The organism is Sphingomonas naphthae (assembly GCF_028607085.1).
Classification (GTDB): Bacteria; Pseudomonadota; Alphaproteobacteria; order Sphingomonadales; family Sphingomonadaceae; genus Sphingomonas_Q; species Sphingomonas_Q naphthae.
In genome coordinates this window covers 2,330,210-2,353,378 of sequence record NZ_CP117411.1, presented here as the reverse complement: position 1 = coordinate 2,353,378, position 23,169 = coordinate 2,330,210, and the positions used below count along the sequence as shown (strand labels likewise).

Sequence of the window (23,169 nt, the reverse complement as noted above, 5' to 3'; positions counted from 1 at the left end):
GTCGGAAATTCAGCACGCCGGTGCGGCCCCCCGAAAGCGATCGCTTTCCCGGCGGCGGCGTTTCGACCGCTCAACCATCCCATCGGAATTTGATCCGGAAACGGAGGTCAACCCTGCATGATGTCGCGTATGCGCTGCGCCAGCGCGTCCATGGCGAATGGCTTGGTGACGAGCGCCATGTTGGGCGCGAGCTGGCCGTTGCCAAAAACCGCATTCTCCGCGTAGCCGGTGATGAACAATATCCTGAGATCAGGTTTCAGGCTTAACGCGGCGTCGGCGACCTGGCGCCCGTTCAAGCCTCCGGGCAGACCGACGTCCGTGATCAACAGGTCTATACGAGGGGCCGACTGGAGCGCCCGAAGCGCACTCGATCCGTCGAACGCCTCGATCACATCGTAACCGAGTTCCTCCGCGATCTCGACCACGAGCATTCGCACCGTGGGTTCGTCATCCACGACCAGAACCTTTCCGGTGCCCTTTGACGTCGGTTCAACTTCGTCTCGCGTCTCCGCCAGCTGATCCATCGTATCAGGGTCGTCGTCTGTCACATGGCGCGGCAGGTAGATGCACATGGTCGTGCCCATGCCGACCTCGCTGTAGACGCGGACATGACCACCAGACTGCTTCGCAAAGCCGTAGATCATCGAGAGACCGAGGCCCGTGCCTTCACCCAGGGGTTTGGTCGTAAAGAACGGGTCGAAAGCCTTGGCGAGGACATCGGGCGTCATGCCCGTTCCCGTATCGGTCACGCAGATCGAGATGTACTGGCCAGCCTCCAGGTCGCGCTCGCGCGCGGCGCGCTCGTCGAGCCACTTGTTCGCCGTTTCGATCGTGATGCGTCCTCCGCCCGGCATCGCGTCGCGAGCGTTGATGCACAGATTGATGATGGCATTCTCGAGCTGGTTGGGATCCACGAGCGTGGTCCAGACCCCGGCCTTTCCGACCGTCTCCACTTCCACCTGTGGACCGACCGTCCGCCGGATCAACTCCTCCACGTCGAATATCAGGCGATTGACGTTGGTGGGCTTGGGGTCGAGCGTCTGCCGACGCGAGAAAGCGAGCAGCCGGTGCGTTAGGGCTGCCGCGCGACGTACCGCTCCCTGAGCCGACACCGAATAGCGCTCGAGTTCGTTCACGCGACCTTGGGCGATCCGAACCTGCATCATCTCCAGCGCGCCCGAGATGCCCGTCAGCAGATTGTTGAAGTCGTGGGCCAGCCCTCCGGTCAGCTGTCCGACCGCCTCCATCTTTTGCGACTGCCGCAACGCGTCCTCCGCGCGGTCGCGCTCGGCGGCGGTTACCTCCACCTCCTCGACGAGCCGGTCGCGGTCCTGCTCGAGTCTGCGCTCCACATCCTTGCGGACGCTGACATCGAGCATCGCGCCGACCATCCGAATCGGCGCGCCGGCCTGGTCACGAAGCACATAGCCGCGGTCCAGCACGTCAGCGTAGGTGCCATCCGCACGGGCAAATCGATATTCGTCGCTCCAGTCGCTGCCGCCGCCGTCGATGACGGAATGGATGCTCGCGTCGATGCGTGCGCGATCATCCGGATGGATGTGGGCGATCCACCATTCTCCGGTTGGTTCGACCTCTGCGACCGGGTGTCCGTAGACATCCTGCAACGCTACGTTCCAAGTGACGTAATTCTCTCGGAAATCCCAGTCCCAGACGGCGTCGTTGGTGGCGCGACCCGCGAGCCTGAGACGCTCCTCGGTCTCGCGCAGGGTGCGGCGGGCGATACGATCGGCGGTCACGTCCTGGACGGTGCCGATCAGCCTGACGGGCTCATCGCCGTCGAACAGGGCGATCCCCTGCGCATGGATGTGGCGCTCGACGCCATCCTCGATGCCGACCGTTCGATACTCCGTGTCGAACAGCCGGCTGCCGGCGGGATCGAGGGCCGCGACGACTGCGGAATCTGCTGCCTCGCGGTCGTCGGGGTGCAGCCCCGCTAGGAAGGCGGCCTCGTAGGTGATTGGGGCGTCGGGGCTCAGTCCGAACAGTTCCTTGCACCGGACGTCCCATTCAAGTGCGCCGGTGCGCGGCCAATAGTCGAACTGGCCCATGCGCGCCGCCCGCGTGGCCAGCTCCAGTTTCTCCTGGCTCGTCTCCAGCCGCTCACGGTCGGACCTTGCTTCGGTCACGTCCGTCGCGGTGCCGAACCACTCGACGATCTCGCCCCGTTCGTCGAGGATCGGCACGGCGCGAGAGACCGTCCAACCGATCGCTCCGTCGGCCTGCCTGACGCGATGCTCCAGGTTGAAGGGGGCTTTTTTGCGAATTGCCTCCTCGATGGCCCGCATCACCAAGGGCCGCTCCTCCTGTGGAATATATTCGTCGATCCATCTGACGGAGGGCGAACTCGTGTCAGCGAGGAATCCGCGGCCGTCGAGCTGGCGCATCTCCTGCCAGTCCGCGCTCATCTGGTAGATCACGTCCGATGTGGCTGCGATCAGCGCCCGGAGCTTGTCTTCGCCCGCGCGGATCGTTTCCGCATCGCTCGCTCTCGTGCGGGCGTCGGCGAACTTCTGCGTAGTGTCGACGGCAACGTCGAGGATCCCCGCGATCTCACCTTTATCGTCCCGCAATGGGCTGTAGGAGAAGCTCCACCATGTGTCCTCATCATGGCCCTTGCGGGTCATGATCAGGTGCATATCTTCGATCGCGACCGTCTCGCCGGCCATGGCGCGATCGACCAGTGGGCCTATCTGCGGCCATACCTCAGACCAAACGTCCTGCATCGGCTTGCCCAGCGCCCAGGGGTGCCGGCTGCCGAGGAATGGAGCGTAGGCGTCGTTGTACAGGAACGTCTGGTCCGGCCCCCAAGTCATGAACATGGCGAAGCGGGAGCCGAGGATCATATCCACAGCGGCGCGAAGCGAAACGGGCCAATCGGTCCGCGCACCGAGCGGCGACCGCTCCCACGCGAAACTCCCGATCGCCGTCGCCATCTCGTCTGCCGTGGAGGGAAGAGGAGGGAAGATCGAAGCCATGCCTATGGGATAGCCCGGGAAACGCCGCCCGTCAGGCGGATATTGCTCAACATTCATCGAACGACGATGGCATCCGGGGTGACGTGTTCCCCTGAAACTCCGCCAGTCTGAGCTAGAGTCCTTCATTGAGGAGGACGAAGATGAAGCGCAGCAGGTTTAGCGAGGAGCAGATAATAGCGGTCTTGCGTGAGCAGGAAGCTGGGTCATCGACGGCGGACGTATGCCGCAAGCACGGGGTGAGCAGCGCGACCTTCTACAAGTGGAAGGCGACCTATGGCGGCATGGACGTGTCGCAGGCGCGCAAGCTGAAGGTGCTGGAGGATGAGAACGCGCGGCTGAAACGGCTGCTGGCGGATGCCATGCTCGACAATGCGGTGCTGAAAGAGGTTGCCTCAAAAAACTGGTGAGGCCTGCCGCTCGCCGGAGGGCTGTCGAAGATGTTCGGCAGACCTTCGGCATCAGCGAGTGGATCGATCGTCGATGCGCTATGCGCATCGGCGTGGTGATGATGGCGACCTGCGGTCGCGTCTTCGCGAGATCGCGCTTGAGCGTCGTCGGTTCGGCTACCGACGGCTAGGGATCATGCTGGCTCGCGAGGGAATCGTCATGAACCACAAGAAGCTGCTGCGGCTGTATCGCGAGGAGAACCTGCGCGTGCGGCGTCGCCGGGGCCGGAAGCGAGCGATGGGAACGCGGGCACCGATGACGCTGCCGCAAGGGCCGAACCAGCGCTGGAGCCTGGACTTCGTCAGCGACACGCTGGTGTGCAGCAGACGTATCCGCATCCTTGCCGTCGTCGACGACTTCACACGCGAGAACCTCGCGCTAGTCGTCGATACGTCGCTGTCGGGCGCTCGTGTGGCGCGCGAGCTGGATGCGATTATCGCAGTTCGCGGCAGGCCGCTGATGATCGTGAGCGATAACGGCACCGAGCTGACCAGCCTGGCGATCCTGCGCTGGGCACAGGACCGGCAGATCGAGTGGCATTACATCGCGCCGGGCAAGCCGCAGCAGAACGGCTACGTCGAGAGCTTTAATGGTCGCTTGCGCGACGAATGCTTGAACGAGACGCTGTTCGCGTCCCTGAGCCATGCGCGGTCGGTGCTACGGTCGTGGCGCGACGACTACAACAATGTGTGGCCGCATAGCGGTATAGGCGGGCTAACCCCCGCCGATGCTGCAAGGCGCGTTGCGCAAACCCACCCGTCAGGGCACCCTGGCAACCCCGGACTCTACTTATGAGTGGAGGAGCTTTGGGGAGCACGTCAGAGCGCAAACCGTCAGTCGTGACGGCCTCCGGTGAACCGTGGCGCTTCAGTGCCTCTTCATGAAGATGAGAGCCGCATCCTTGTCGCGGGTCTTGGTAATGTCGCTCTCGAGTACCTCGCCCTCGTGATCCACGGCTCGCCAGAGGTAGACCATCTCACCGTTGAGCTTCACGTACATCTCATCCAGATGCCATCGCCAATGTCGGAAGCCGCGCATACGACTTACTCGCTGGCGGCGGATGTCGCCTGCGAACATCGGACCGAAGCGATTCCACCAGTGCCGCACCGTTTCATGCAAATGTCGATCCCGCGCTCGAACAGCAGGTCTTCGACGTTCCTCAAGCTAAGCGGGAAGCGGACGTACATCATCACCACGAGACGGATCACCTCGGGTGATGAATTGAAGTAGCGAAATGGGCTGGGCGGCTTGCGATGGCGAGGCATCTCGCCGTGCTACCGGGCAGTCCCTAACGTCCGGTACACATGCTCTGACAGAGTCCGCCGCTGCGCGCGGAAAGGCCGGACATCTCTTATCCCCTATGGGTTGGCTAACGCGAACCATTCGCATGTTGCCCGAGCCGGATAACGCGAAGCATTCTTAGGTCCGGAGCGGAGGTCGAACACTTGGGAATTGTATAGAAACGCCAATCTCGGCGCGCGGCCACCCTCCGTCTAGCGCGCGGCGGCGACGATGCCGTCGAGATGGGCCAGCCAATGGCCGGCGGCGACCCGCGCGCGATGGTGCGACAGCAGGGCGGCAGCGGCGACCGGATCGACGGGGCCGGCGGCCAGGGTGGCTTCGATCGCTTCGGCCAAGGCGGCGGCGTTCGCCGTCGCGATCCGGCCGAAGCTGGGGTGACGGAGCATGTCGTCGATCGCGGGGCTTGACCGGGTCGTGACGACCGGCACGCCGGCGGCCAGCGCTTCGATCAGCGCGGCGGGATAGCCTTCGTAGCGCGATGGCGAGAGGAGGGCGGTGGCCTGCGCGAGGAAGGGCGCGATGTCCGGCACATGGCCGGCGAAGCGGATGCGGCCGGCGGCGGGGGATGCGGCGGCCCGCGCTTCGAGCATGGCCCGTTGCGCGCCGTCGCCGACGATGACGAGGTCGATATCCTTGCGGCGGAGGGCGGCGAAGGCGTCGATCGCGAGCGCGACGTTCTTCTGGGGGACGAGGCGGCCGGCGACGAGCAGGGTTCGCCGTGCGGGCCGTGGCGCCGGCGGGGGCACAGCATCCGGCAGGATCGGTTCGGCCAGTGCCGTGATATCCCGTCGGCCCAGAGCGCGGCCGGCCTCCTCGGCCAAGGTCGGCGACATGGCGACGAGGTGGTCGATCCGGCGAAAGGCGAGCCGGGCGGCCATCGCGGCCAGCCGATCGAGCGGTGCGAAGCCGCTCGCGGGCGCGACGGGGTTGCTGATCTTCAGGAGCAGCGGCGGGAGCGGGTGGCGCGCCGCCCGGCGCAACGCGAGCATCACGGGCAGATGGAAATTGCCGGGGGCGACGAGGATATCGAAGCGGCCGGGCGGCATCATCGTCGCCAGTGCGCGCCCCAGCCGCCAGCGCGAGGTGGGGCTACGCGGGATCGGGGGATCGACCGGCACGATCGCGACGGCGGGATCGACCAGCGCCAGCGCCGGGCCGGCGGCATGGCCGCACAGGATCGTCACCGCGCGCCCGGCGGCGGCCCAGTGATTGGCGAGGCGGATGGCGATCCGTTCGGTGCCGCCCGCCGGAAAATCATGCAGGACGAGCGCGATCGATCGCGCCCGTGGCTCAGAAATCGACATCCACGCCGATCCTGAGGGTGCGCGGTCGCTGCGGCACCACTTGCAGCCCCTTGGCGACATCGAAGGGGTTGCCGAGTGCGAAGCGGCTCGCCGTGGAGTTCAGCATATTGTCCATGTCGATCGACAGGCCAAGCCGGCCGCGCACCAGCCGCACGCCGGCATTGGTCTCGAAATAGCCACCCTGACGCAGATCCAGTTCGGGGCCGACACCCAGGCGGGAGCGCCCGATATAGCGCAGGTTGGCGGCACCGCTCAGCGCCCAGCGCGAGGCCAGCGGCAGCGAATAGGCCAGGCCCATACGCCCGCTCAGCCGGGCGATGTTCGGCAGATCGGACGCTTCTTCCGCCTCGAAACCGGCGGCCGGGGTGGTGAGGCGGCTGTCGTTGAACGCGATCGCGCCGTCGATCGACAGCCGCCGCACCGGCCGCCACGCCCCGCGCGCCTCGGCCGAAAAGATGCGGCCGTTGCCGATGTTGGCGGTGTAGGGCAGGCCGCCCATGTCGACCAGATCGGCCTGGATCGTTTCCCACCGCACATAGGACAGGCTGGCGCTCGCATCGAAGCGCCCGGCGCCGGGCCGCCCCAGCCGGGCACCGATTTCGTAGAGCGCCAGGCTGTCGCCGGTGAAGCGGGCGATGCTGGCGTTGGCGGCGATCGTCTGGGAGAGGCCGCCGGCGCGGAAGCCCTCCTGATAGCGGGCGTAGGCGGTGGCGCGGCCGGAGAGCGTCCATTGCAGCGCGAGCGAGGGCAGGACGGTCACCTCCGTCCGCTTGGCGTCGATCTCGCCGATCGGCTGCTGGTCGAGCGCCTCGCCGACGAGCCGCGACACCTCGACCCGCCCACCGACCGTCGCGAGCAGGTTGCGGCGCAGCGCGAGTGTGCCCTCGGCGAACAGCGCGCCTTGGGTCGCTGCGTTGGACACGCCCTGAATGCGCGGCGGATCGGGCAAGGCGCCGAGCGCGCGGGTCAGCTTTTCCTGATCGTGGACGACGTTGACGCCGACGAGCCAGCCGGTGCCGTCCGGCCGATGGCGGCTCAGGCGGTTCTCGCTGGTGAAGAGCGCGATCCGGTTGTCCTGCACGAAGGCGGTCGGGTGGGCGGCGTCGGGCGAGAAATCGTAGATCGATTCCACCTTGTGCCGCACCGCCCCGTTGGCGGAGAGCAGTTTCAGGTCGCCCCAGCTCTTCTCGATCGTGACGCCGGCGAGCAGGAAATCATTGTCGAACGGCTGCGCGATCACGTTCGATCGTTCGAGCTTGGGCAGCGGGCGCTGGGCATATTGCCCGTCGGCGGTGGCGATATTCTGGATCGCGCCGTTCAGTTCGACCGACCAGTCGTTCCCCGGCTCGATGCGCAGCGCGGCGCGGCCGCCATCCGATTGGGTGCGGTTCACGTTGCGCAGCCCGCGCCCGACATCGTCGATATAACCGCCCGCCACCGTGTGGAACGCCATCCCGCGCAGGCCGATCGTGCCGGGCAGGATCGGTGCGTTGACCATGCCCGCCAGATCGCCGCCGCCCTGTCCGCGCGACGCCAGCGACAGCCCGGCCGACGCCTTGCCCGACCAGTCGCTCATGCGCACCGGCTCGGGCACGATGCGCATGATCCCGCCGAGCGACCCCGCGCCGTAAAGCGTGCCCTGCGGCCCCTCCAGCACCTCGATCGCGCGCACGTCGTAGAGTTCGATATCCGGGTCGGGCGCGTTGTAGTTGAGGCGGATCTCGCCGAGATACTGGCCCACGGTCGCCTGCGTCGGCCCGTTGAAGCTGGAATCGGCCACGCCGCGAATGAACAATTTGTTGCGGCCGGGGCCGAGGTGGGTCGAGGACAGGCTCGGCAGGCGGGCGAGGACGGCGGCGGTGCCCTGTCCCGCGTGCACCGCCGACAGGTCCGCGCCGCCGATGACGAAGGCGCTGCCGGGATAGGTCCGCTCGATCGCCGGGCGCTTGCTGGCGGTGATGACGATATCCAGCGCAAGGGCCGGCTCGGCGGGCGCTGGCGGGGGCGGGGCGGGGCGATGCGGCGGCGGGGATTTGCCGCGCGGCGCCGGCTCGATGCGCCACGTGACGGCATCGATCCGCACCACGCGCACCGGCAGGCCCCGCACCAGCCGCGCCAGCGCCTCGCCCGCCTGATAGCGGCCACGCAGCCGGCGGGTGGGCAGCATCAGCAATGTCGGATCGGTGAAGCCGACCGAAATGCCCGTCTGCGCCGCCAGGATCGGCAGCATCCGCCCAAGCGTACCCGCGCTCACGTCCACGCGGGACGGCGCCGCCGCCGCCCATGCGGGGCTGGCGAGGGCGAGGCCGATCGCGATCCGGCCGAAGCGGTCGATCCTAATGGGCCGCCCCGTCGTTCGCCATCAGCCGCCAGCCCCCGCCGGAGGGCACCACCTTTACGCCCAGCAGCGCCTCCAGCTGGCGCTTCAGGACGGCGGGGGGGGTGCCGCGCAGGGTGATGCCGCCGGTGAAGCGCCGGCCCGACGTGGAGGGATCGGCGAAGACGGGCCGGCCGGTCGATCGCGCGATGTCGGCGGCGACGGTGGCATAATCGGCCGATCGATAGAGCAGCCGGCCCGATCGCCACGCGCCGACCGCCCCGGCATCGACATCGCTCACCTCGACGAGGCGGCTGCTGTCCGATGCGCGCAGCGAGCGGCCCGCGTTGAGCGCGACCGCCACGCCGGCCGGATCGTACAGCACCTCGCCCTCGGCTACCGCCACGCGCAGCCCGCGCGCGTCGCGCTGGATGTTGAAGGTGGTGCCGACGTCGCGGATCACCACCTGGCCCGTCGCCACCTCGAACGGGGCAAGCGGATCGTGGACCACCGCGAACACCGCCTCGCCGCGATCCAGCCGCGCCCAGCGCGGTTGCGATCGATCGAGGGTGAGCGTCGTGCCGCCGTTGAGGGCGATGCGCGTGCCGTCGGGCAGGGTGCGTTGCACCTGCTGGCCGGGCGCCGTCGCGATGCGATAGGTCGTGTCGGCCGGCATCAGGGAGGGCACCGCCACCGCGACGGCGATCGCCGCCGCGAGGCTGCCGATGGCGTAACGCCGCCATGCGGACCGGCGGGGCGCCGGCAACGGGCGTGGGGTGGGAACCGCGCCAGTGACCGCGCCCGCTGCGTCATGCGTGTCCAGCGCCGCTTCATAGGCGGCATTGTGCGTCGGGTGCGCCTCCAGCCATGCCATCAGGCCCGCCCAGTCGGCGAAGGCCGGATCGCGGCTGCGCGCGACCCACAGAGCGGCGGCGTCGAGCGTGGCGTCGTCGGGAACCGGCAGGGTCATGCCTCCTCCCGAATGCGCATGAGGGCACGATAGGCTTTCTGAAGATGCTTTTCGACAGCGCTGAGGCTGATGCCGTCGTCCGCCGCGATCTGGCGCTGCTCGACCCCGTCGATCCGGAACCGATGGAAGATCGAGCGGGTGCGTTCGCCCAGATCGCTCAGCGCCCGGTCGGCGCGCGACAGCGTTTCGCGCGCGGCCAGGGCATGGTCGGCCGGCGCGGCATCGCCACCGCCCACGGCATCGATCCACGACGCCTCCCGCTTCGATCGGCGCGCCGAGGCGCGGTGGCGATCGTGCATCAGATTGTCGGCCATCCGCAGCAGATAGCCGAGGGGGTCGGCGATCGGGCCGGCGGGGCGGGCGGTGCCGAGCTTCAGCCAGATATCCTGCAACACATCCTCGGCATCGCCGCCAGCGCCGCGCGCGCGCAGGAAGCGCAGGATCATCGGGCGATGGGCGAGAAGCACGGCCTCCAGGCCGCTCGCGCCATCCCCGTTTTCCGCATCGGCCATGCTCCGCCGATAGCCGCCGGCCGCGGCGCCATCAACGCGCGAAGCTGTCATCTTGGATGTCTATCGGCCTGCATGAAGGTCGGACGGCAGCGACGCGGCCGACCCGCACGGCCGCCGGTGGATTTTTTTGCGGGTGTGCTCCCTCGGCGTCGTCTGGCCCCCGGTTGGATCGGGAGTGTGACATGCGTGACGATGGCGGGGACACGGCGAACCGGCGGCGATTGATCGCCTCGATCCACGATGTCTGCCCGGCCTATGCCGACCAGACCGAGCGGCTGGCGGACATCCTGACCGAGACGATGGGCACCGCCCGCTTCGCCATGCTGGTGGTGCCGCATCATTGGGCCGGCGCCAGCCTCGATGCCGATCCCGTCCTGCGCAGCCGGCTGCGGCAATGGGCCGATCAGGGCGTGGAGATGTTCCTCCACGGCTTCACCCATCGCGACGACACCCGCCACGCGCCGGGCCTCGCCGCATGGAAGGCGCGGGCGATGACGGCGCGCGAGGGCGAATTCCTCGGGCTCGACCAGATCGATGCCGAACACAGGATGCGCGACGGGCTCGACATGGTCGAGCAGGCGATCGGCCGGCCGGTGGCGGGCTTCGTCGCGCCCGCATGGCTCTACAGCGCCGGCACGCGCGAGGCGATGCGCCGGGTGCGCTTTCGGATCACCGAGGATCATCTGCGCGTGTGGGATCCGGTCGGCGGCGCCACCCTGGCGCGGGGGCCGGTCGTCACCTGGGCCAGTCGCAGCCGGATGCGCACGGCCAGCTCGCTCGGCGTGGCGGCGCTCGCCCGCGCCACCTTCGGGCCCCTGCCGACGGTGCGCGTCGCGGTGCATCCGGGCGACGTTGCCAAGCCCGAGATCGTCGCCAGCATCCGCCGCACGCTGGGCCATTTCGCCGCCCGGCGTGCGCCCTCCCGCTACGCCGATCTGCGGCCGGCCGTGGCGCCCGATCGCCGGATCGTGACGGCGTGATGCGGGTGTGCGGCGCCTGTGGCGTCTGGCCACGAACGTCCCGGCCGGAGACCCCGCCTTGCCGCCACTGACCGCCCCTTGGAGCCCCCCTTTGGCCGCCGATCCGTCGGCCGCCGCCGGGATCGTCGAGCCCGCCTCGCTCATCGTCCGCCGCAGCCTGTCGCAGCGGTTGGCGGGGCCGATTATCTCGCTCGCTGTGCTGGCGATGGCGGTCTATCAGATCGGCGAGGTCGATCCCGCGCGCATCTGGCGGCTGATGCCGGCCGGCCCGGCCTTCTGGCTGCTGTTCATGGCGACCTATCTGGCGCCGGTCGCGGCCGACTGGCTGATCTTCCGCCGGCTGTGGCGGATACCGGCATCGGGCGTGGTGCCGCTGCTGCGCAAATATGTCGGCAACGAAATCCTGCTCGGCTATATCGGCGAGGTCTATTTCTACGCCTGGGCGCGGCGCCGCAGCGCCATGGTCGCGGCCCCCTTCGGCGCCATCAAGGATGTCGCCGTCACGTCGGCGCTGGCCGGCAATGGCGTGACCTTGGTGATGCTGGCGCTGGCCGCGCCCTTCTACGATCTGATCGGGATCGGCGCCAACGGGCGGCTGGTGATGCTGTCAATCGGCGTGATCCTGGCGACTTCGCTGGCGGCCTTCGTGGTGCGCAAGCGGCTGTTCGCGCTCGACCACGCCGACATAATGTTCGTGAGTGCGGTGCATGTCGCGCGCATCCTGATCGTGCTCGGCCTGTCCGCCGCGATGTGGCACATCGCGCTGCCGGTGGTCGCCTTGCCCTGGTGGCTGCTGCTGGCGACGGTGCGGATGCTGCTCTCGCGCCTGCCGCTGGTGCCCAACAAGGATGTCGTCTTCGCCGGGCTGGCGGTGTTCCTCGTCGGCCATGACGGGGAGATTTCGGCGCTGATGGCGCTGATGGGCTCGCTCATGCTGACGGTCCACATCCTGCTCGGCATCGCGGCGTCGGCGGTGGATCTGCTCGGTGGGGAGGGGCGCCGGTGAGCGTGGCGCTGCTCCCGCTGGCGCTCATGGCCAGCCTGCCTTCCACGCCGATGCTCGGCATCGCCGAAGGGCGGTGTCGCGGCGAGGCGCAGGAGACCGCCTTGCTGATCGACGTCCGCGGCCTGAAGGATCGGCAGGGCCATCTGAAGGCCGAACTCTATCCGCCCAACGACGAGGATTTCCTGGCCGACGACAATATCCTGCTCGCGGCGGGCAAGACCTTCCGCCGGGCCGAGATGGCGGTGCCGCAGCGCGGGCCGGTGTCGCTGTGCCTGCGCCTGCCGGGGCCGGGCGTCTATGCTTTGTCGCTGCTCCACGATCGCGACGCCAACCGCAAATTCGGCCTGTCGATCGACGGCATCGGCTTCGCCAACAATCCCCGGCTCGGCCTGTCCAAGCCGTCCGCCCGCCAGGTGGCCTTCACCGCCGGCCCCGGCACCACGAGGATATCGGTCACCATGAACTATCGCCGGGGCCTCTTCTCCTTCGGGCCGATCGAGGCCGTGCGATGAAGATCGTCGATGTCTGCGCCTTCTACGCGCCCGGCGGCGGCGGGGTGCGAACCTATGTCGATCGCAAGCTCGCCGCCGCCGCCGCGCGGGGGCACGAGATGATCGTGATCGCGCCGGGGCAGGAGGATGCGATCGAGGTGCGCGGGCCGGCCTCGCGCATCCGCTGGCTGCGGTCGCCGTCCTTCCCGCTCGATCGCACCTATCGCTATTTCGCCGATCGCCGCGCGCTCCATGCCGCGCTTGGCGAGGAGCGGCCCGATATCGTCGAAGTCTCCTCGCCGTGGCGCAGCGCCTCGATGGTGGCGGATTGGCCGGGCGATGCCCGCCGCGCGCTGATCGCCCATGCCGATCCGCTGTCGGCCTATGCCTATCGATGGTTCGGCGGCGTGGCGGATCGGGCGACGATCGATCGCGCGTTCGACTGGTATTGGCGCCATCTGCGCCGGCTGGATACCCGGTTCGACATGGTCGTCAGCGCCAGCGAGAGCCTGTCGCAGCGCCTGCGCGAAGGCGGGCTGCGCACCGTCGTCACCAATCCGATGGGGGTGGAGGCGGGCCTCTTCTCGCCGAGCTTGCGCGACGAGGGGCTGCGCGCCGATCTGCTCGCCCGCTGCGGCCTGCCGCCGCACGCCACGCTGCTGATCGGCGTCGGCCGGCACGCACTCGAAAAGCGCTGGCCGATGCTGGCGCGCGCCACCACCCGTGCCGCCGCGCAGGTGCCGGTCGGTCTGGTCATCGTCGGCGATGGCCATGCCCGGCGCAGCGCCGCGCAGGCGGTGGGCGAAAATCCGCACATCCGCCTGCTGGCGCCGATCCGCGACCGCGCCCGGCTCGCCCGGCTGATGGCGAGCGCCGACGCGCTGATCCACGGCTGCGAGGCGGAGACCTTCTGCTTCGCGGCGGCCGAGGCGATCGCCTCCGGCCTGCCCGTGATCGCGCCCGATCTGGGCGGCGCGGGCGATCATGCGCGGCGGGCGGGCGGCCTGCTCTACCGCTCGGCCGACGAAAAGGACGCCGCCGACGCGATCGTGCGGTTCGCGCGGGAACGCGATCGCATCGCGCGCCCGGCCTCGCCGATCCGCACGATGGACCAGCATTTCGACGATCTCTTCCTGGCCTATGCCGGGGCGCCGCGATCGGCGGCGGCATGACGCCGCTGGTCATCACGCGGGCCGGCCCGGAGATCGAGGATGCCGCCATGCCCGCGCACGACGCGGTGCCCGTGGCGCGGCCCCGTTCGGCGACGCAGGCCTGCAATTGCATGAGGCTGATCGGCCTCTTCCTGATCTGGGCGAGCCGCAACGCGCATCGGCCCTGAGTGTGACCACAGCAACATTGGGATGTTACAACATCCCTTCGCCCGGCGAGCGGCTATCATCCCGCCGTGCCGCAGTTCGGGACAGGGTGATGATATTGGCTTCCGCTTTCGATGCGCGGCGCGTGGTGCGTGGCCTGCCTGCTGCGTTCGCGATGCTTCTGGGCGGTTGCGCCGCCTATGCGCCGCTCCCGCTCGATACGGCAGCGCCGCCGCTCGCGACCGCGCCGCCGTTCACGGGGCCGCTGACGATCGCGTTGGCGGTCGATCGCGCGCTGGCCGACAATCCCGATCTGCGCGCGGCGCGGATGAAACATGGCGTGGCGCAGGCGCAGCGGGTGCAGGCGGGCGTGCTGCCCAATCCCTCGCTGGCGGGCGCCATCCTGCCGTTGCTCTCCGGCGCGGGCACGGTGCCGGCGTGGAACATCGCGCTCAGCCAGGATATAAAATCGCTCATCACCTATCGGTCGAAGCGCCGCGCGGCCCAGGATGCGGCGGCCCAGGTCGATGCCGATATCCTCTGGCAGGAATGGCAGGTCGCCGGGCAGGCGCGGCAGATCACGCTCGACCTGATCGAAGGCGAACGCACCCGCCCGCTGCTGCTCGACGCCTTCGCGCTGCTGCGTGAGCGCAACCGGGTGATGCGGCAGGCGCTGGCGGCGGGGGATGCCACGCTGGTGACGGCGTCGCCCTCGCTGGTGGCGTTCGGCGCGGCCCGCACCGCGCTCGACCAGCTCGATCAGAAGCAGCTGCAGCTGCGCCATCAGCTCAACGCGCTGCTGGGGTTGGCGCCGGACGTGATGCTGCCGCTCGCCGCGCAGGCCGATCTGCCGCCGTTCGATCCCGTGTCGATTCGTGCCGACCTCGCCACTCTGGCGGATCGCCGCCCCGATCTGCTGGCGCTGCAGCTGGGCTATCAGGCGCAGGAGGAGGCGGTGCGGCAGGCGATCCTGATGCAATTCCCCGATCTGGTGCTGGGCGGCAGCGTCGCCAGCGACAACAGCAAGGTCATCAACGGCGGCCCGCAGGCGACGATCGGCCTGCCGATATTCGATCGCAATCAGGGCAATATCGCGATCGCCCGCGCGACCCGCGCGCAGCTCCGCGCCGAATATGCCGCCCGGATCGCCGCGACCGAGGGCGAGGTGCGGGCCCTGCTGGCGCAACGCGAGCAGCTCGCCGCGCAACTGGCGGTCGCCCGGCGCGACCTGCCGGCGATCCGCACCGCCGCGCAGCGCGCCAGCGCGGCCTTCGGCGACAATCTGCTCGACGAGCGCGCCTATGTCGATCTCGTCATCCAGCGCTTCACCCGGGAGCAGGAAATCGCCGCGCTCGACCTCGCGCTGCGCGACCGAGAGGTCGCCATCCAGACGCTCATCGGCGCGGGCCTGCCCGCCGCCTCGACCATCGTACCGCCCGGAGCATCGCAATGACCCCCCGTCCCCGGATCGCCGGCCTCGCCGGGCTCCTGCTGCTCGGCGGATGCGGCCAGAGCAACACCGCCGCCCCGCCCGAGCCCAGCACGCTGGTGACGGTCGAGATGCCCCGGCAGGGCAGCCGCCCGCTCCAGATCATGGCCTACGGATCGATCGGGCCGGCGCGGGATGGCGGATCGGATACCGTCAGCATGGCGCAGCCGGGGCAGGTGACCGATCTGATGGTCACGCCGGGCGCGCCGGTCCGTCGCGGGCAGCCTTTGCTGCGTTTCACGCTCAGCCCCACCGCGCTCGGCGCCTATCAGCAGGCCGCCACCGCGCTGGAGGCCGCCCGGACGCAGAGGGCGACCACCGCGCGCCTATTCGGCCAGCAACTGGCGACCCGCGATCAGGTGGCGGCCAGCGACAAGGCGGTCAGCGACGCGCAGACCGCCCTGGCCGCCCTGCGGAAGGAAGGCGCCGGCGCGGCCGAACAGATCGTTCGCGCGCCTTATGACGGCATCGTCACCACCATCGCCGCCACCCAGGGCGATCGCACCGCGGCGGGACAGGCGCTGCTCACCATCGCCAGCGGCCGGAAGCTCGTGGCCACGGTCGGCGTGCCGTCCGCCGATGTGGCGCGAATGAAGGCGGGCCAGTCCGCCGACGTGACGCCCCTCGCCGGTGGCGGAACCCTGGCGGCGACGGTCACCCGCGTCGGCGCTACCCTCAATCCCAGGACCCGGCTGATCGACGTGGACCTCGGCGTCGCGCCGGGCGTCGCCGTGAATGGCGAGGCGGTGCGGGCCGCCATCCGCACCGGCGCGGCGTCCGGCTGGGTCGTGCCCCATCGCGCCGTCGTCACCGCCAGCGGCCAGCCCCATCTGTTGCAGGTGGTGAACGGCAAGGCCGCCGCCGTGCCGGTCTCGATCCTTTCGACCGGGAGCGACGCCGATGTCGTGGCCGGGCCGGTCCACCGCCATCGCCCGATCATCATCGACGGCGCCTATCAGGTTGGGGCGGGTGGCGCCGTGCGCTGGGTCCGCGACCGGTGAGCCTGCGCGCCTTCCTCGCCGATCAGTCGCGCGCGATCATCGTGGTGGCGCTCGCCTGCACGCTCGCCGGCGTGGTGGCGGCCTTCTCGCTGCCGATCGGCCTGTTCCCGCAGGTCGCCTTTCCCCGCGTCGTCGTCGATCTGGACGCGGGCAGCCGCCCCGCCGACCAGACCGCAGCACTGGTCACGCGCCCGGTCGAGGAGGCCGTGCGGACGGTGCCCGGCGTGCAGAACGTCCGTTCCGAAACGACGCGCGGATCGGCGCCGATCTCGATCGATTTCGGCTGGGGCCGCGACATGACGGCGGAGACGCTGTCGGTGGATACCGCCGTCGGCCGCATCCTCGCCTCGCTGCCGCCGGGCACGGCCTATAATGTCCGGCGGATGGACCCCACGGTCTTTCCGATCATCTCCTATGCGCTGGTCTCGGATACGGCGAGCCCAACCGCGCTGCAGGATTTCGCCCGCTATCAGGTCACGCCCTTGCTCTCGTCGATCGTCGGCCTGTCGCGCGTGTCGGTGCAGGGCGGCGACACGGCCGAGGTGCAGGTGCTGGCCGATCCCGCGCGGCTGGCCGATCACAATCTCTCGATGGCCGATCTCGCTACCGCGATCCGCAACGGCAATGTGCTGAGCACGGCGGGGCAGATCCAGGATCGCGGGCGGCTGTCGCTGGTGGTGGTCGATCGATCGGTCACCACCGCGCAGGGCATTCGCGATATCGTCGTGCTGGCCGATCCGGCCGGCGTCGTGCGCGTCGGCGATGTCGCGACGGTGCAGGATGGGGCGATGCCGCAATGGCTGCGGATCGTGGAGGATGGCCGCCCGGCGGTCCTGTTCAACGTCTACGAACAGCCCGACGGCAATGCCGTGCGGATCGCGCACGAGGTTGCCCAGCGGCTGGCGACGCTGAAGCTGCCGGCGGGCGTCCGGCTGGTGAACTGGTACGACCAGAGCGAACTCGTCACGCAATCCGTCGCCAGCGTGCGCGATGCGGTGCTGATCGGGCTTTTGCTCGCGGCGGGCGTGCTGCTGCTGTTCCTGCGCAGCTGGCGCGTCACGCTGGTCGCCGCGATCGTCGTTCCCGCGACCCTCGCGGCGACCGTGCTGGTGCTGGCGCTGCTCGGCATGAGCTTCAATATCATGACCCTGGGCGGGATCGCCGCCGCCGTCGGCCTGCTGATCGACGACGTCATCGTCATGATCGAGCATATCGCCCGCCGCGCCGGCGAAAGCGACGGGGCGAGCCCGGCGCCGGGCGATGCCGCCGTGTTGCCGGCGGCGCGCGAATTCCTGGCGCCGCTCACCGGCTCCAGCCTCGCCACGCTCATCGTGTTCGTGCCGCTGTCCTTCCTGAGCGGCGTTACCGGCGCTTTCTCCAAGGCGCTGTCGCTCACGATGGCGGCGGCGCTGGCGATATCCTGGGCGATGACGGCGTTCGTCGTACCGCTGCTCGTCCGCCGCCTCGTCGATTTCACCCGCTGGCACGATCCGGGCACGGCCGGGCAGGGCTGGCTCGCGCGGGCCCACGATCGCGGCCTCGACGGGCTGTTCGCGCGGCCGTGGATCCTGGCTGTCGCGGTGCTGCCGCTGCTGGTGGGCGGCTATCTCGCCTACGCCGCCGTGCCGACCGGCTTCATGCCCAAGGTCGACGAGGGCGGGTTCATCATGGATTATTACACCGCGCCCGGCACGTCGCTGCAGGAATCCGGCCGGCAGGTCGGCCAGATCGACGCGATCCTGCGCGCCAATCCGCAGGTCGCCACCTTCTCGCGCCGGCTCGGCACGGGCCTCGGCGGCGATCTCGGCCAGAGCTATCATGGCGACTATTTCATCCGCCTGAAGCCGGGCCACAGCCAATCGACCGAAGAGGTGATGGCGCAAACGCTGGCGGATGCCGAGGCCGGGGTGCCGGGCGTCTCGATCGAGACCGCGCAGCTGATGGAGGATCTGATCGGCGATCTTGTCTCGGTGCCCCAGCCGATCGAGATCAAGCTGTACGCGACGGACCCCTCGGTCCTGCCCGCCGAGGCCGAGAAACTGGCGGCGCGCATCGGCCGCATCGCCGGCGTGGTCGAGGTGAAGAGCGGCATCCGGCTGGCCGGCGACGCGCTCGACGTGCGGATCGATCCGGTGCGCGCCGGCAATGAGGGGATGACGCCGGCCGACATCCAGACGGCGCTCAACGACGCGCTCACCGGCGCGGTCGCCACCTCGCTGCCGCAGGCCGCCAAGGTGATCGACGTGCGCGTGCGGCTGTCGAACGCCACCACGCTGAGCGAGGCCGAGCTGGCGGCCCTGCCGCTGCGCGCCGCCGACGGCCATCTCGTCGCGCTGTCGCAGGTCGCCACCGTCGTGCCGGTGACCGGGCAGGCGCAGGTCTCGCGCGAAAATCTCGCGCCGATGGTGGCCGTCACCGGTCGCATCCAGGGGCGCGGGCTGGGCGCCGCCGTGAGCGACGTGACGAAATTGCTCGACACGCCGGGCACCCTGTCGCCGGGGGTCCGCTACGAACTGGGCGGGCTGTACCAGCAGCAGCAGATCGCCTTTTCCGGCCTCGTCAAGGTGTTCGCGGCGGCGCTGGTGGCCGAATTCGTGCTGCTCCTCATTCTCTACCGCCGCTTCGCCATCCCGGCGATCATCATCGCCACCTCGCTCCTGTCCACCGCTGCCGTGTTCGCGGCGCTCTGGCTGACGGGCGTCGAACTCAACATCACGGCGCTGATGGGGATGACGATGATCATCGGCATCGGCACCGAAATGGCGATCTTCTACGTCTCCGAATATGAAGCGCTCGCCCGCGTCATGCCCCGCGCCGCCGCCCTGCGCGAAGCCAGCCGCAACCGCCTCCGCCCGATCACCATGACCACGCTCGCCGCCATCCTCACATTGCTGCCGCTGGCGCTTGCGATCGGGAAGGGATCGGGCATCCAGCAACCCCTCGCGATCTCGATCATCGCCGGGCTGCTGCTGCAATATCCGCTGGTGCTGCTGGCGATGCCCGCCATGCTCAAGCTCTCGGATGCCGGGGGCGCGCGGTAATGTGTCCGATCAGCTTCGGCGTATCGGGGCGCATCATCGGTGCGCGGTGCCCAGCGTGATCCTGATGGTCAAGCCTCCCTCATGCCGCCCGACGGTGCTGTCAGTCTAATGCGAACCGCTCTCCCCACGATGGTAGTCAGTCTATGAGGGCAGGGCCTAGCTGACGAGTATCTGCCACTCCGCCAGGGCGGCGGAGCGACGGTCCTTGTAGGTCTGACGATCGACGAGGTGGCGTTCGAGGTTGAAGCGGTTGTGGACGTTGGCGTGGACCGAGGCGAACTTCTGAAGTGTCTTCATTCGCCGGAATCTCACCATCGCCCGCGCTCGTCGTCGAAAGGGGAGGTGACTGTTCTCGACGCGGTTGTTCGTCCAGCGACCGACCTCTTGCTTTTCGGCATTGCCCAGGTCGTTCATCGCCGCGTGATAGGAGCGCAGACCATCGGTGGTAATGGCCTCCGGTGACCCGTGGCGCTTCAGCGCCTTCCTCATGAAAGTAAGCGCCGCATCCTTGTCGCGGGTCTTGGTAATGTCGCTCTCGGGCACCTCGCCCTCGTGATCGACGGCGTGCCAGAGGTAGACCATCTCACCATTCAGCTTCACGTACATCTCGTCCAGGTGCCACCGCCAATGTCGGAAGCCGCGCATACGGCTCACTCGCTGGCGGCGGATGTCGCCCGCGAACATCGGCCCGAAGCGGTTCCACCAGTGCCGCACCGTTTCGTGGCAGATGTCGATACCGCGCTCGAACAGCAGGTCTTCGACGTTCCTCAGGCTCAGCAGGAAGCGGACATACATCATCACCACCAAGCGGATCACCTCGGGTGACGAGTTGAAATAGCGGAACGGGCTGGGTGGCTTGCGATGGCGAGGCATCTCGCGGTGCTACCGGGCACTCGCTAATTTCCGGTGCATTTGCTTTGACAGAGCCCAACGGGACGTCGAAGCAAAATATCTCAAACTTCGTCAGCGGCCTGAAGAGCCTGCCGATCCGCTACACACTCCAATAGCCGCATGCCGCCCCTGTCTCACACGAGGGACGGCGTTCTGAGAGTGATGGCTGCCGCGAGATACTGGCCCATCGCGTCGGGATCGGCCATCAGCCGGCGGCCCCAGGCGAGGCTGCGCTCCAGTTCGGTTTCGTCGTGCGAATGGAACACCAGGTTCATGCTCCTTACCGATATCGGCGAGGTCTGTTGGGTGAATACCGCCCGCCGCGCATCGGAATAGCGATCCAGGATCGTGTCGTCCGCCCTGCCGCTTAGGACCGCGACGAGCGCCTCGCAAAGCGCGAAACCGTCGAGCATCCCGCCCATCAGGCCGAGGCCGCTCGTCGGATTGGTCACATGGGCGGCGTCGCCCGCCAGCAGGACGCGGCCCACACGGTAGGTCGGCGCCGTGCGCTGGTGCATATTGTAGGGCGTCCAGGCCGCGAGGTCGAAATCCTTGCTGCCGGGCAGGATTTCCTCGATGAAACGGGTGATCCGCTTCTCCATACCTTCGTGGGGAAGGCTGGCATCCTCGGCGAAGGTAACACGCCACAGGTCGTCGCCGGCGATCTTCGCGACGATGGCGCCGAATTCGGGATCGATCAGATATCCCGACAGCCATCCATGACTGTCGAAATCATAGTGGATATTGGTTGCCACGAAGCGATGCGGGAAGGTGATACCGGCGAAGGGCAGGTCCAGGCTCTTGCGAACCGCGCTACGACCACCGTCACAACCGATCAGCCACGGCGCGACGATTTCGACAGGGCCTTCAGGGCTCTCGGCGGACACCACGATGGCTTCCGGCGTCTGGCGAAGCCCGGTGAACGCGGTCGACCATCGGATCGTGATATTGTCGATCCGGGCGATATGGCCGAGGACGACATCCGAAAGTCGATCCTGCCCGAGCGTCAGGCCGTAGGCGCGATCGGTGTAGGGACGAAGCGCGGAGAAATCGAAGACGATCGTTTCCCCGGTTCGGCGGACGCGCCAGCTCCTGGCATCGTCGCGCAGACCTGCGGCGAGGAGATCATCGAGAACCCCCAGTTTCTCAAGATCCGCGAAGACCGCCCAGGTGTAGCTCATCGCGCGTGGCGCGGTGTTCACCCCCGGTGCGGCATCGATCACCTCCACGTCGAACCCCGCGCGACCGAGGCCCAAGGCGGTCAGAAGGCCGACGGGTCCGGCGCCGACAATCGTCACATCGGTCACGGGCACTCTCTCCTCAAGGTCTGGCGCGTCTTGCGCTATGGTATGGGGCCTATCACCGCTCGCCGGCTTCTCACGATGCCGTCACGCGCAAGAGGTACATGCACGTAGTGGAACAGCTTGATCTGAACCTGCTGTACGCCTTGGAAGCGCTGCTCGCCGAGGGCAGCGTCGGGAATGCGGCGGTGCGACTGGGGCGCAGCCCGCCGGCCATGAGCCGCGCGCTTGCCCGGCTGCGGCGTGCTCTGGCGGATCCGCTTCTGGTGAGGGCAGGGGGGCGTCTCGTCCTGACGCCGCGCGCGATGGCGTTGCGGCCCGAGGTTGCGGATATGCTGGTCCGGCTACGATCGTTGATGGAACCGGCGATCTTCGACCCATCGACGCTTCGCCGGCGCTTCATCGTCCAGACCAACGAGGATCTGGCCGCGATCCTCGGTGCGCCACTGGTCCAGGCCCTCAATGCCGTCGCCGACGGCGTGGCGGTGCAATTCGTGTCGAGCGCCGGCGATCATCCGGACCCTCTTCGAACTGGTTCGGTGGATGTCGAGTTGGGACCGGACATCAGCGATCACCCTGAAACCAGACGGCGAATCGTCTTCCGAAATCCGCATGTCGGCGTGGCGCGGGGCGATCATCCCCTGTTCGACCAGGTGCTCACGCCCGCGACATTCGTCCATTACGATCATGTCGTGCGGGTGGAGCGCGGCTGTACGGAGGGTGCGATCGATCGATCGTTGCGCAGCCTGGGCCTGAACCGGAGAGCCGTGCTGGGGGTTCCGAGCGCGACGGCGGCGATGCTCACGGCCTCCACTTCGGACCTGCTCGCCAGCGCCCCCTTGGGGCTGGCGCGATGGCTGCAACGGGCGATCCCGGTCCGCCTCTTCCGTCTGCCCGTCGAGGTTCCGGATATCACCGTCGCGCTGGGGTGGCATCCGCGCCAGCACGACGACCCCGGTCATCGCTGGTTTCGATCGATCCTGCTGAACGTATGTGGCGACGTGTATAGCGAAGCGCGCCAGCGGGCGTCCCTGGGAGCGCTCGACGTCACGCCCTGAACACCCGGCCGGCGATCCGTTCGGCTATTTCGGCCAAGGCTTCGGTAGGGTGCTGTTCGGGGGTAGGACGGTTGGTCATGCGGGAAACGGACAGCGCCGCGCGGATCGTACCGGCCGCGTCCCGGATGGGCACCGCATGGCAGACCAGATCGTCCTGTATCTCCCGATCGTCCGCGGCAAAGCCTTGCTCCCGCGCGTGCATGAGTTCGCGGCGAAGGCTGGCCGGCGACGTGATCGTTCGCTCGGTCAGGGGTATGAAGCTGCCATCGGCGAGATAGGCGTCCAGCGCCGCATCCGGAAGGCCGCCCAGCAACACCTTGCCGATCGCCGAACAATAACCCTCCAGCCGCATACCCTCACGGGTGAACAGCCTCGGGCCGCCGCCATGGGCCTTGGCGATATAGAGCACCATATCCCCGTCCCAGACGCCGAGATGGATCGATGTGCGCCGTTCGCGCGCAAACCGGCGCATCAGTGGCAGGGCGACCGAGCGGATGGTCGCGATATCGTCGCCTTGCCCCGCCATCGCCCGCAATGCGAGCCCGGCGACGCGGCGGCCCCGTCCGGCTTGCACCAGCAAGCCCTCGCGCTCGAAGGGGATCAACCAGCGTTGGGCGGTCGATAGCGGCACGCCCTGCCGATGTGCGAGGGTACGCAGCGAACTGGACCCGCGATCGGCGACGACTGCCTTGAACAGGCCCAATGCGCGGCCGAGGCTGCTATCGATTGTTTCCACGATTGCCTCAC

Annotated in this window: 17 protein-coding genes and 2 pseudogenes; 10 read left to right on the top strand and 9 right to left on the bottom strand. The window is 68.5% G+C overall.

Annotation, left to right across the window (positions count from 1 at the left end):
* Nucleotides 1-107 precede the first annotated feature (107 nt).
* On the bottom strand, nucleotides 108-2,954 hold the full coding sequence (locus PQ455_RS11260; protein ID WP_273686174.1) for a hybrid sensor histidine kinase/response regulator: 2,847 nt from the start codon (nucleotides 2,952-2,954) through the stop codon (nucleotides 108-110).
* A gap of 182 nt (nucleotides 2,955-3,136) precedes the next feature.
* Here PQ455_RS11260 and PQ455_RS11255 point away from each other — a divergent pair.
* A pseudogene (locus PQ455_RS11255) lies at nucleotides 3,137-4,238 on the top strand (IS3 family transposase).
* 25 nt (nucleotides 4,239-4,263) lie between these two features.
* Here the strand turns inward: PQ455_RS11255 and PQ455_RS21060 are convergent.
* The 5 genes and pseudogenes from PQ455_RS21060 to PQ455_RS11230 form a co-directional block, all read right to left on the bottom strand.
* A pseudogene (locus PQ455_RS21060) lies at nucleotides 4,264-4,708 on the bottom strand (IS6 family transposase); the annotation flags it as partial.
* Nucleotides 4,709-4,936: 228 nt separating this feature from the next.
* On the bottom strand, nucleotides 4,937-6,049 hold the full coding sequence (locus tag PQ455_RS11245) for a glycosyltransferase (protein WP_273686172.1): 1,113 nt from the start codon (nucleotides 6,047-6,049) through the stop codon (nucleotides 4,937-4,939).
* Nucleotides 6,036-8,309 carry a TonB-dependent receptor gene (locus tag PQ455_RS11240; protein ID WP_273686171.1) on the bottom strand — a complete coding sequence of 758 codons (2,274 nt, stop codon included), beginning with the start codon at nucleotides 8,307-8,309 and terminating at the stop codon, nucleotides 6,036-6,038. Before PQ455_RS11240 ends, PQ455_RS11245 begins: the two co-directional genes overlap by 14 nt.
* A 76-nt stretch (nucleotides 8,310-8,385) precedes the next feature.
* Nucleotides 8,386-9,336: a FecR family protein gene (locus PQ455_RS11235; protein ID WP_273686170.1), complete on the bottom strand. Its 951-nt coding sequence runs from the start codon at nucleotides 9,334-9,336 to the stop codon at nucleotides 8,386-8,388.
* A complete protein-coding gene (locus tag PQ455_RS11230) occupies nucleotides 9,333-9,848 on the bottom strand; it encodes an RNA polymerase sigma factor (protein ID WP_273686169.1) in 516 nt (171 codons plus the stop codon). Before PQ455_RS11230 ends, PQ455_RS11235 begins: the two co-directional genes overlap by 4 nt.
* Before the next feature lie 182 nt (nucleotides 9,849-10,030).
* Here PQ455_RS11230 and PQ455_RS11225 point away from each other — a divergent pair, with 182 nt between their 5' ends.
* The 8 genes from PQ455_RS11225 to PQ455_RS11190 all read left to right on the top strand — a co-directional run bounded on the left by PQ455_RS11225 (nucleotide 10,031) and on the right by PQ455_RS11190 (nucleotide 19,172).
* Complete coding sequence (locus PQ455_RS11225; RefSeq protein ID WP_273686168.1) at nucleotides 10,031-10,828, top strand: polysaccharide deacetylase family protein; 798 nt, start codon at nucleotides 10,031-10,033, stop codon at nucleotides 10,826-10,828.
* A gap of 91 nt (nucleotides 10,829-10,919) precedes the next feature.
* A complete protein-coding gene (locus tag PQ455_RS11220; RefSeq protein WP_273686167.1) occupies nucleotides 10,920-11,834 on the top strand; it encodes a hypothetical protein in 915 nt (304 codons plus the stop codon).
* Complete coding sequence (locus tag PQ455_RS11215) at nucleotides 11,831-12,346, top strand: DUF2141 domain-containing protein (RefSeq protein ID WP_273686166.1); 516 nt, start codon at nucleotides 11,831-11,833, stop codon at nucleotides 12,344-12,346. Before PQ455_RS11220 ends, PQ455_RS11215 begins: the two co-directional genes overlap by 4 nt.
* Nucleotides 12,343-13,497, top strand: coding sequence for a glycosyltransferase (locus PQ455_RS11210; RefSeq protein WP_273686165.1), 1,155 nt, complete (start codon nucleotides 12,343-12,345; stop codon nucleotides 13,495-13,497). Before PQ455_RS11215 ends, PQ455_RS11210 begins: the two co-directional genes overlap by 4 nt.
* Entirely contained in the window at nucleotides 13,494-13,664 is a 171-nt protein-coding gene (locus tag PQ455_RS11205) for a hypothetical protein (protein WP_273686164.1), read from the top strand. Before PQ455_RS11210 ends, PQ455_RS11205 begins: the two co-directional genes overlap by 4 nt.
* An 89-nt stretch (nucleotides 13,665-13,753) precedes the next feature.
* Complete coding sequence (locus PQ455_RS11200) at nucleotides 13,754-15,094, top strand: TolC family protein (RefSeq protein ID WP_273686163.1); 1,341 nt, start codon at nucleotides 13,754-13,756, stop codon at nucleotides 15,092-15,094.
* On the top strand, nucleotides 15,091-16,131 hold the full coding sequence (locus tag PQ455_RS11195) for an efflux RND transporter periplasmic adaptor subunit (protein WP_273686162.1): 1,041 nt from the start codon (nucleotides 15,091-15,093) through the stop codon (nucleotides 16,129-16,131). The genes PQ455_RS11200 and PQ455_RS11195 overlap by 4 nt, the downstream gene beginning before the upstream one ends.
* Nucleotides 16,128-19,172, top strand: a complete 3,045-nt coding sequence (locus PQ455_RS11190) for an efflux RND transporter permease subunit (protein ID WP_273686161.1) — start codon at nucleotides 16,128-16,130, stop codon at nucleotides 19,170-19,172. Before PQ455_RS11195 ends, PQ455_RS11190 begins: the two co-directional genes overlap by 4 nt.
* Before the next feature lie 156 nt (nucleotides 19,173-19,328).
* Here the strand turns inward: PQ455_RS11190 and PQ455_RS11185 are convergent, their stop codons facing one another.
* Complete coding sequence (locus tag PQ455_RS11185) at nucleotides 19,329-20,045, bottom strand: IS6 family transposase (RefSeq protein ID WP_273686160.1); 717 nt, start codon at nucleotides 20,043-20,045, stop codon at nucleotides 19,329-19,331.
* Nucleotides 20,046-20,197: 152 nt separating this feature from the next.
* Nucleotides 20,198-21,370 carry an FAD-dependent oxidoreductase gene (locus tag PQ455_RS11180; protein WP_273686159.1) on the bottom strand — a complete coding sequence of 391 codons (1,173 nt, stop codon included), beginning with the start codon at nucleotides 21,368-21,370 and terminating at the stop codon, nucleotides 20,198-20,200.
* A 107-nt stretch (nucleotides 21,371-21,477) separates the two neighbouring features.
* On the opposite strand from PQ455_RS11180, the gene PQ455_RS11175 reads away from it, so the two are divergent.
* Complete coding sequence (locus tag PQ455_RS11175) at nucleotides 21,478-22,422, top strand: LysR substrate-binding domain-containing protein (protein WP_273686158.1); 945 nt, start codon at nucleotides 21,478-21,480, stop codon at nucleotides 22,420-22,422.
* Here the strand turns inward: PQ455_RS11175 and PQ455_RS11170 are convergent.
* Nucleotides 22,412-23,158 carry an IclR family transcriptional regulator gene (locus PQ455_RS11170; RefSeq protein WP_273686157.1) on the bottom strand — a complete coding sequence of 249 codons (747 nt, stop codon included), beginning with the start codon at nucleotides 23,156-23,158 and terminating at the stop codon, nucleotides 22,412-22,414. The two genes, PQ455_RS11175 and PQ455_RS11170, sit on opposite strands and share 11 nt — an antisense overlap.
* Nucleotides 23,159-23,169 lie beyond the last annotated feature (11 nt).

Bases quoted from the DNA above. Each gene is read 5' to 3' on its own strand.
- PQ455_RS11210 (WP_273686165.1), top strand. From the start codon at position 12,343: ATGAAGATCGTCGATGTCTGCGCCTTCTACGCGCCCGGCGGCGGCGGG.
- PQ455_RS11260 (WP_273686174.1), bottom strand. From the start codon at position 2,954: ATGGCGACGGCGATCGGGAGTTTCGCGTGGGAGCGGTCGCCGCTCGGT.
- PQ455_RS11225 (WP_273686168.1), top strand. From the start codon at position 10,031: ATGCGTGACGATGGCGGGGACACGGCGAACCGGCGGCGATTGATCGCC.
- PQ455_RS11200 (WP_273686163.1), top strand. From the start codon at position 13,754: ATGATATTGGCTTCCGCTTTCGATGCGCGGCGCGTGGTGCGTGGCCTG.
- PQ455_RS11205 (WP_273686164.1), top strand. From the start codon at position 13,494: ATGACGCCGCTGGTCATCACGCGGGCCGGCCCGGAGATCGAGGATGCC.
- PQ455_RS11185 (WP_273686160.1), bottom strand. From the start codon at position 20,045: ATGCCTCGCCATCGCAAGCCACCCAGCCCGTTCCGCTATTTCAACTCG.
- PQ455_RS11235 (WP_273686170.1), bottom strand. From the start codon at position 9,336: ATGACCCTGCCGGTTCCCGACGACGCCACGCTCGACGCCGCCGCTCTG.
- PQ455_RS11245 (WP_273686172.1), bottom strand. From the start codon at position 6,049: ATGTCGATTTCTGAGCCACGGGCGCGATCGATCGCGCTCGTCCTGCAT.
- PQ455_RS11230 (WP_273686169.1), bottom strand. From the start codon at position 9,848: ATGGCCGATGCGGAAAACGGGGATGGCGCGAGCGGCCTGGAGGCCGTG.
- PQ455_RS11195 (WP_273686162.1), top strand. From the start codon at position 15,091: ATGACCCCCCGTCCCCGGATCGCCGGCCTCGCCGGGCTCCTGCTGCTC.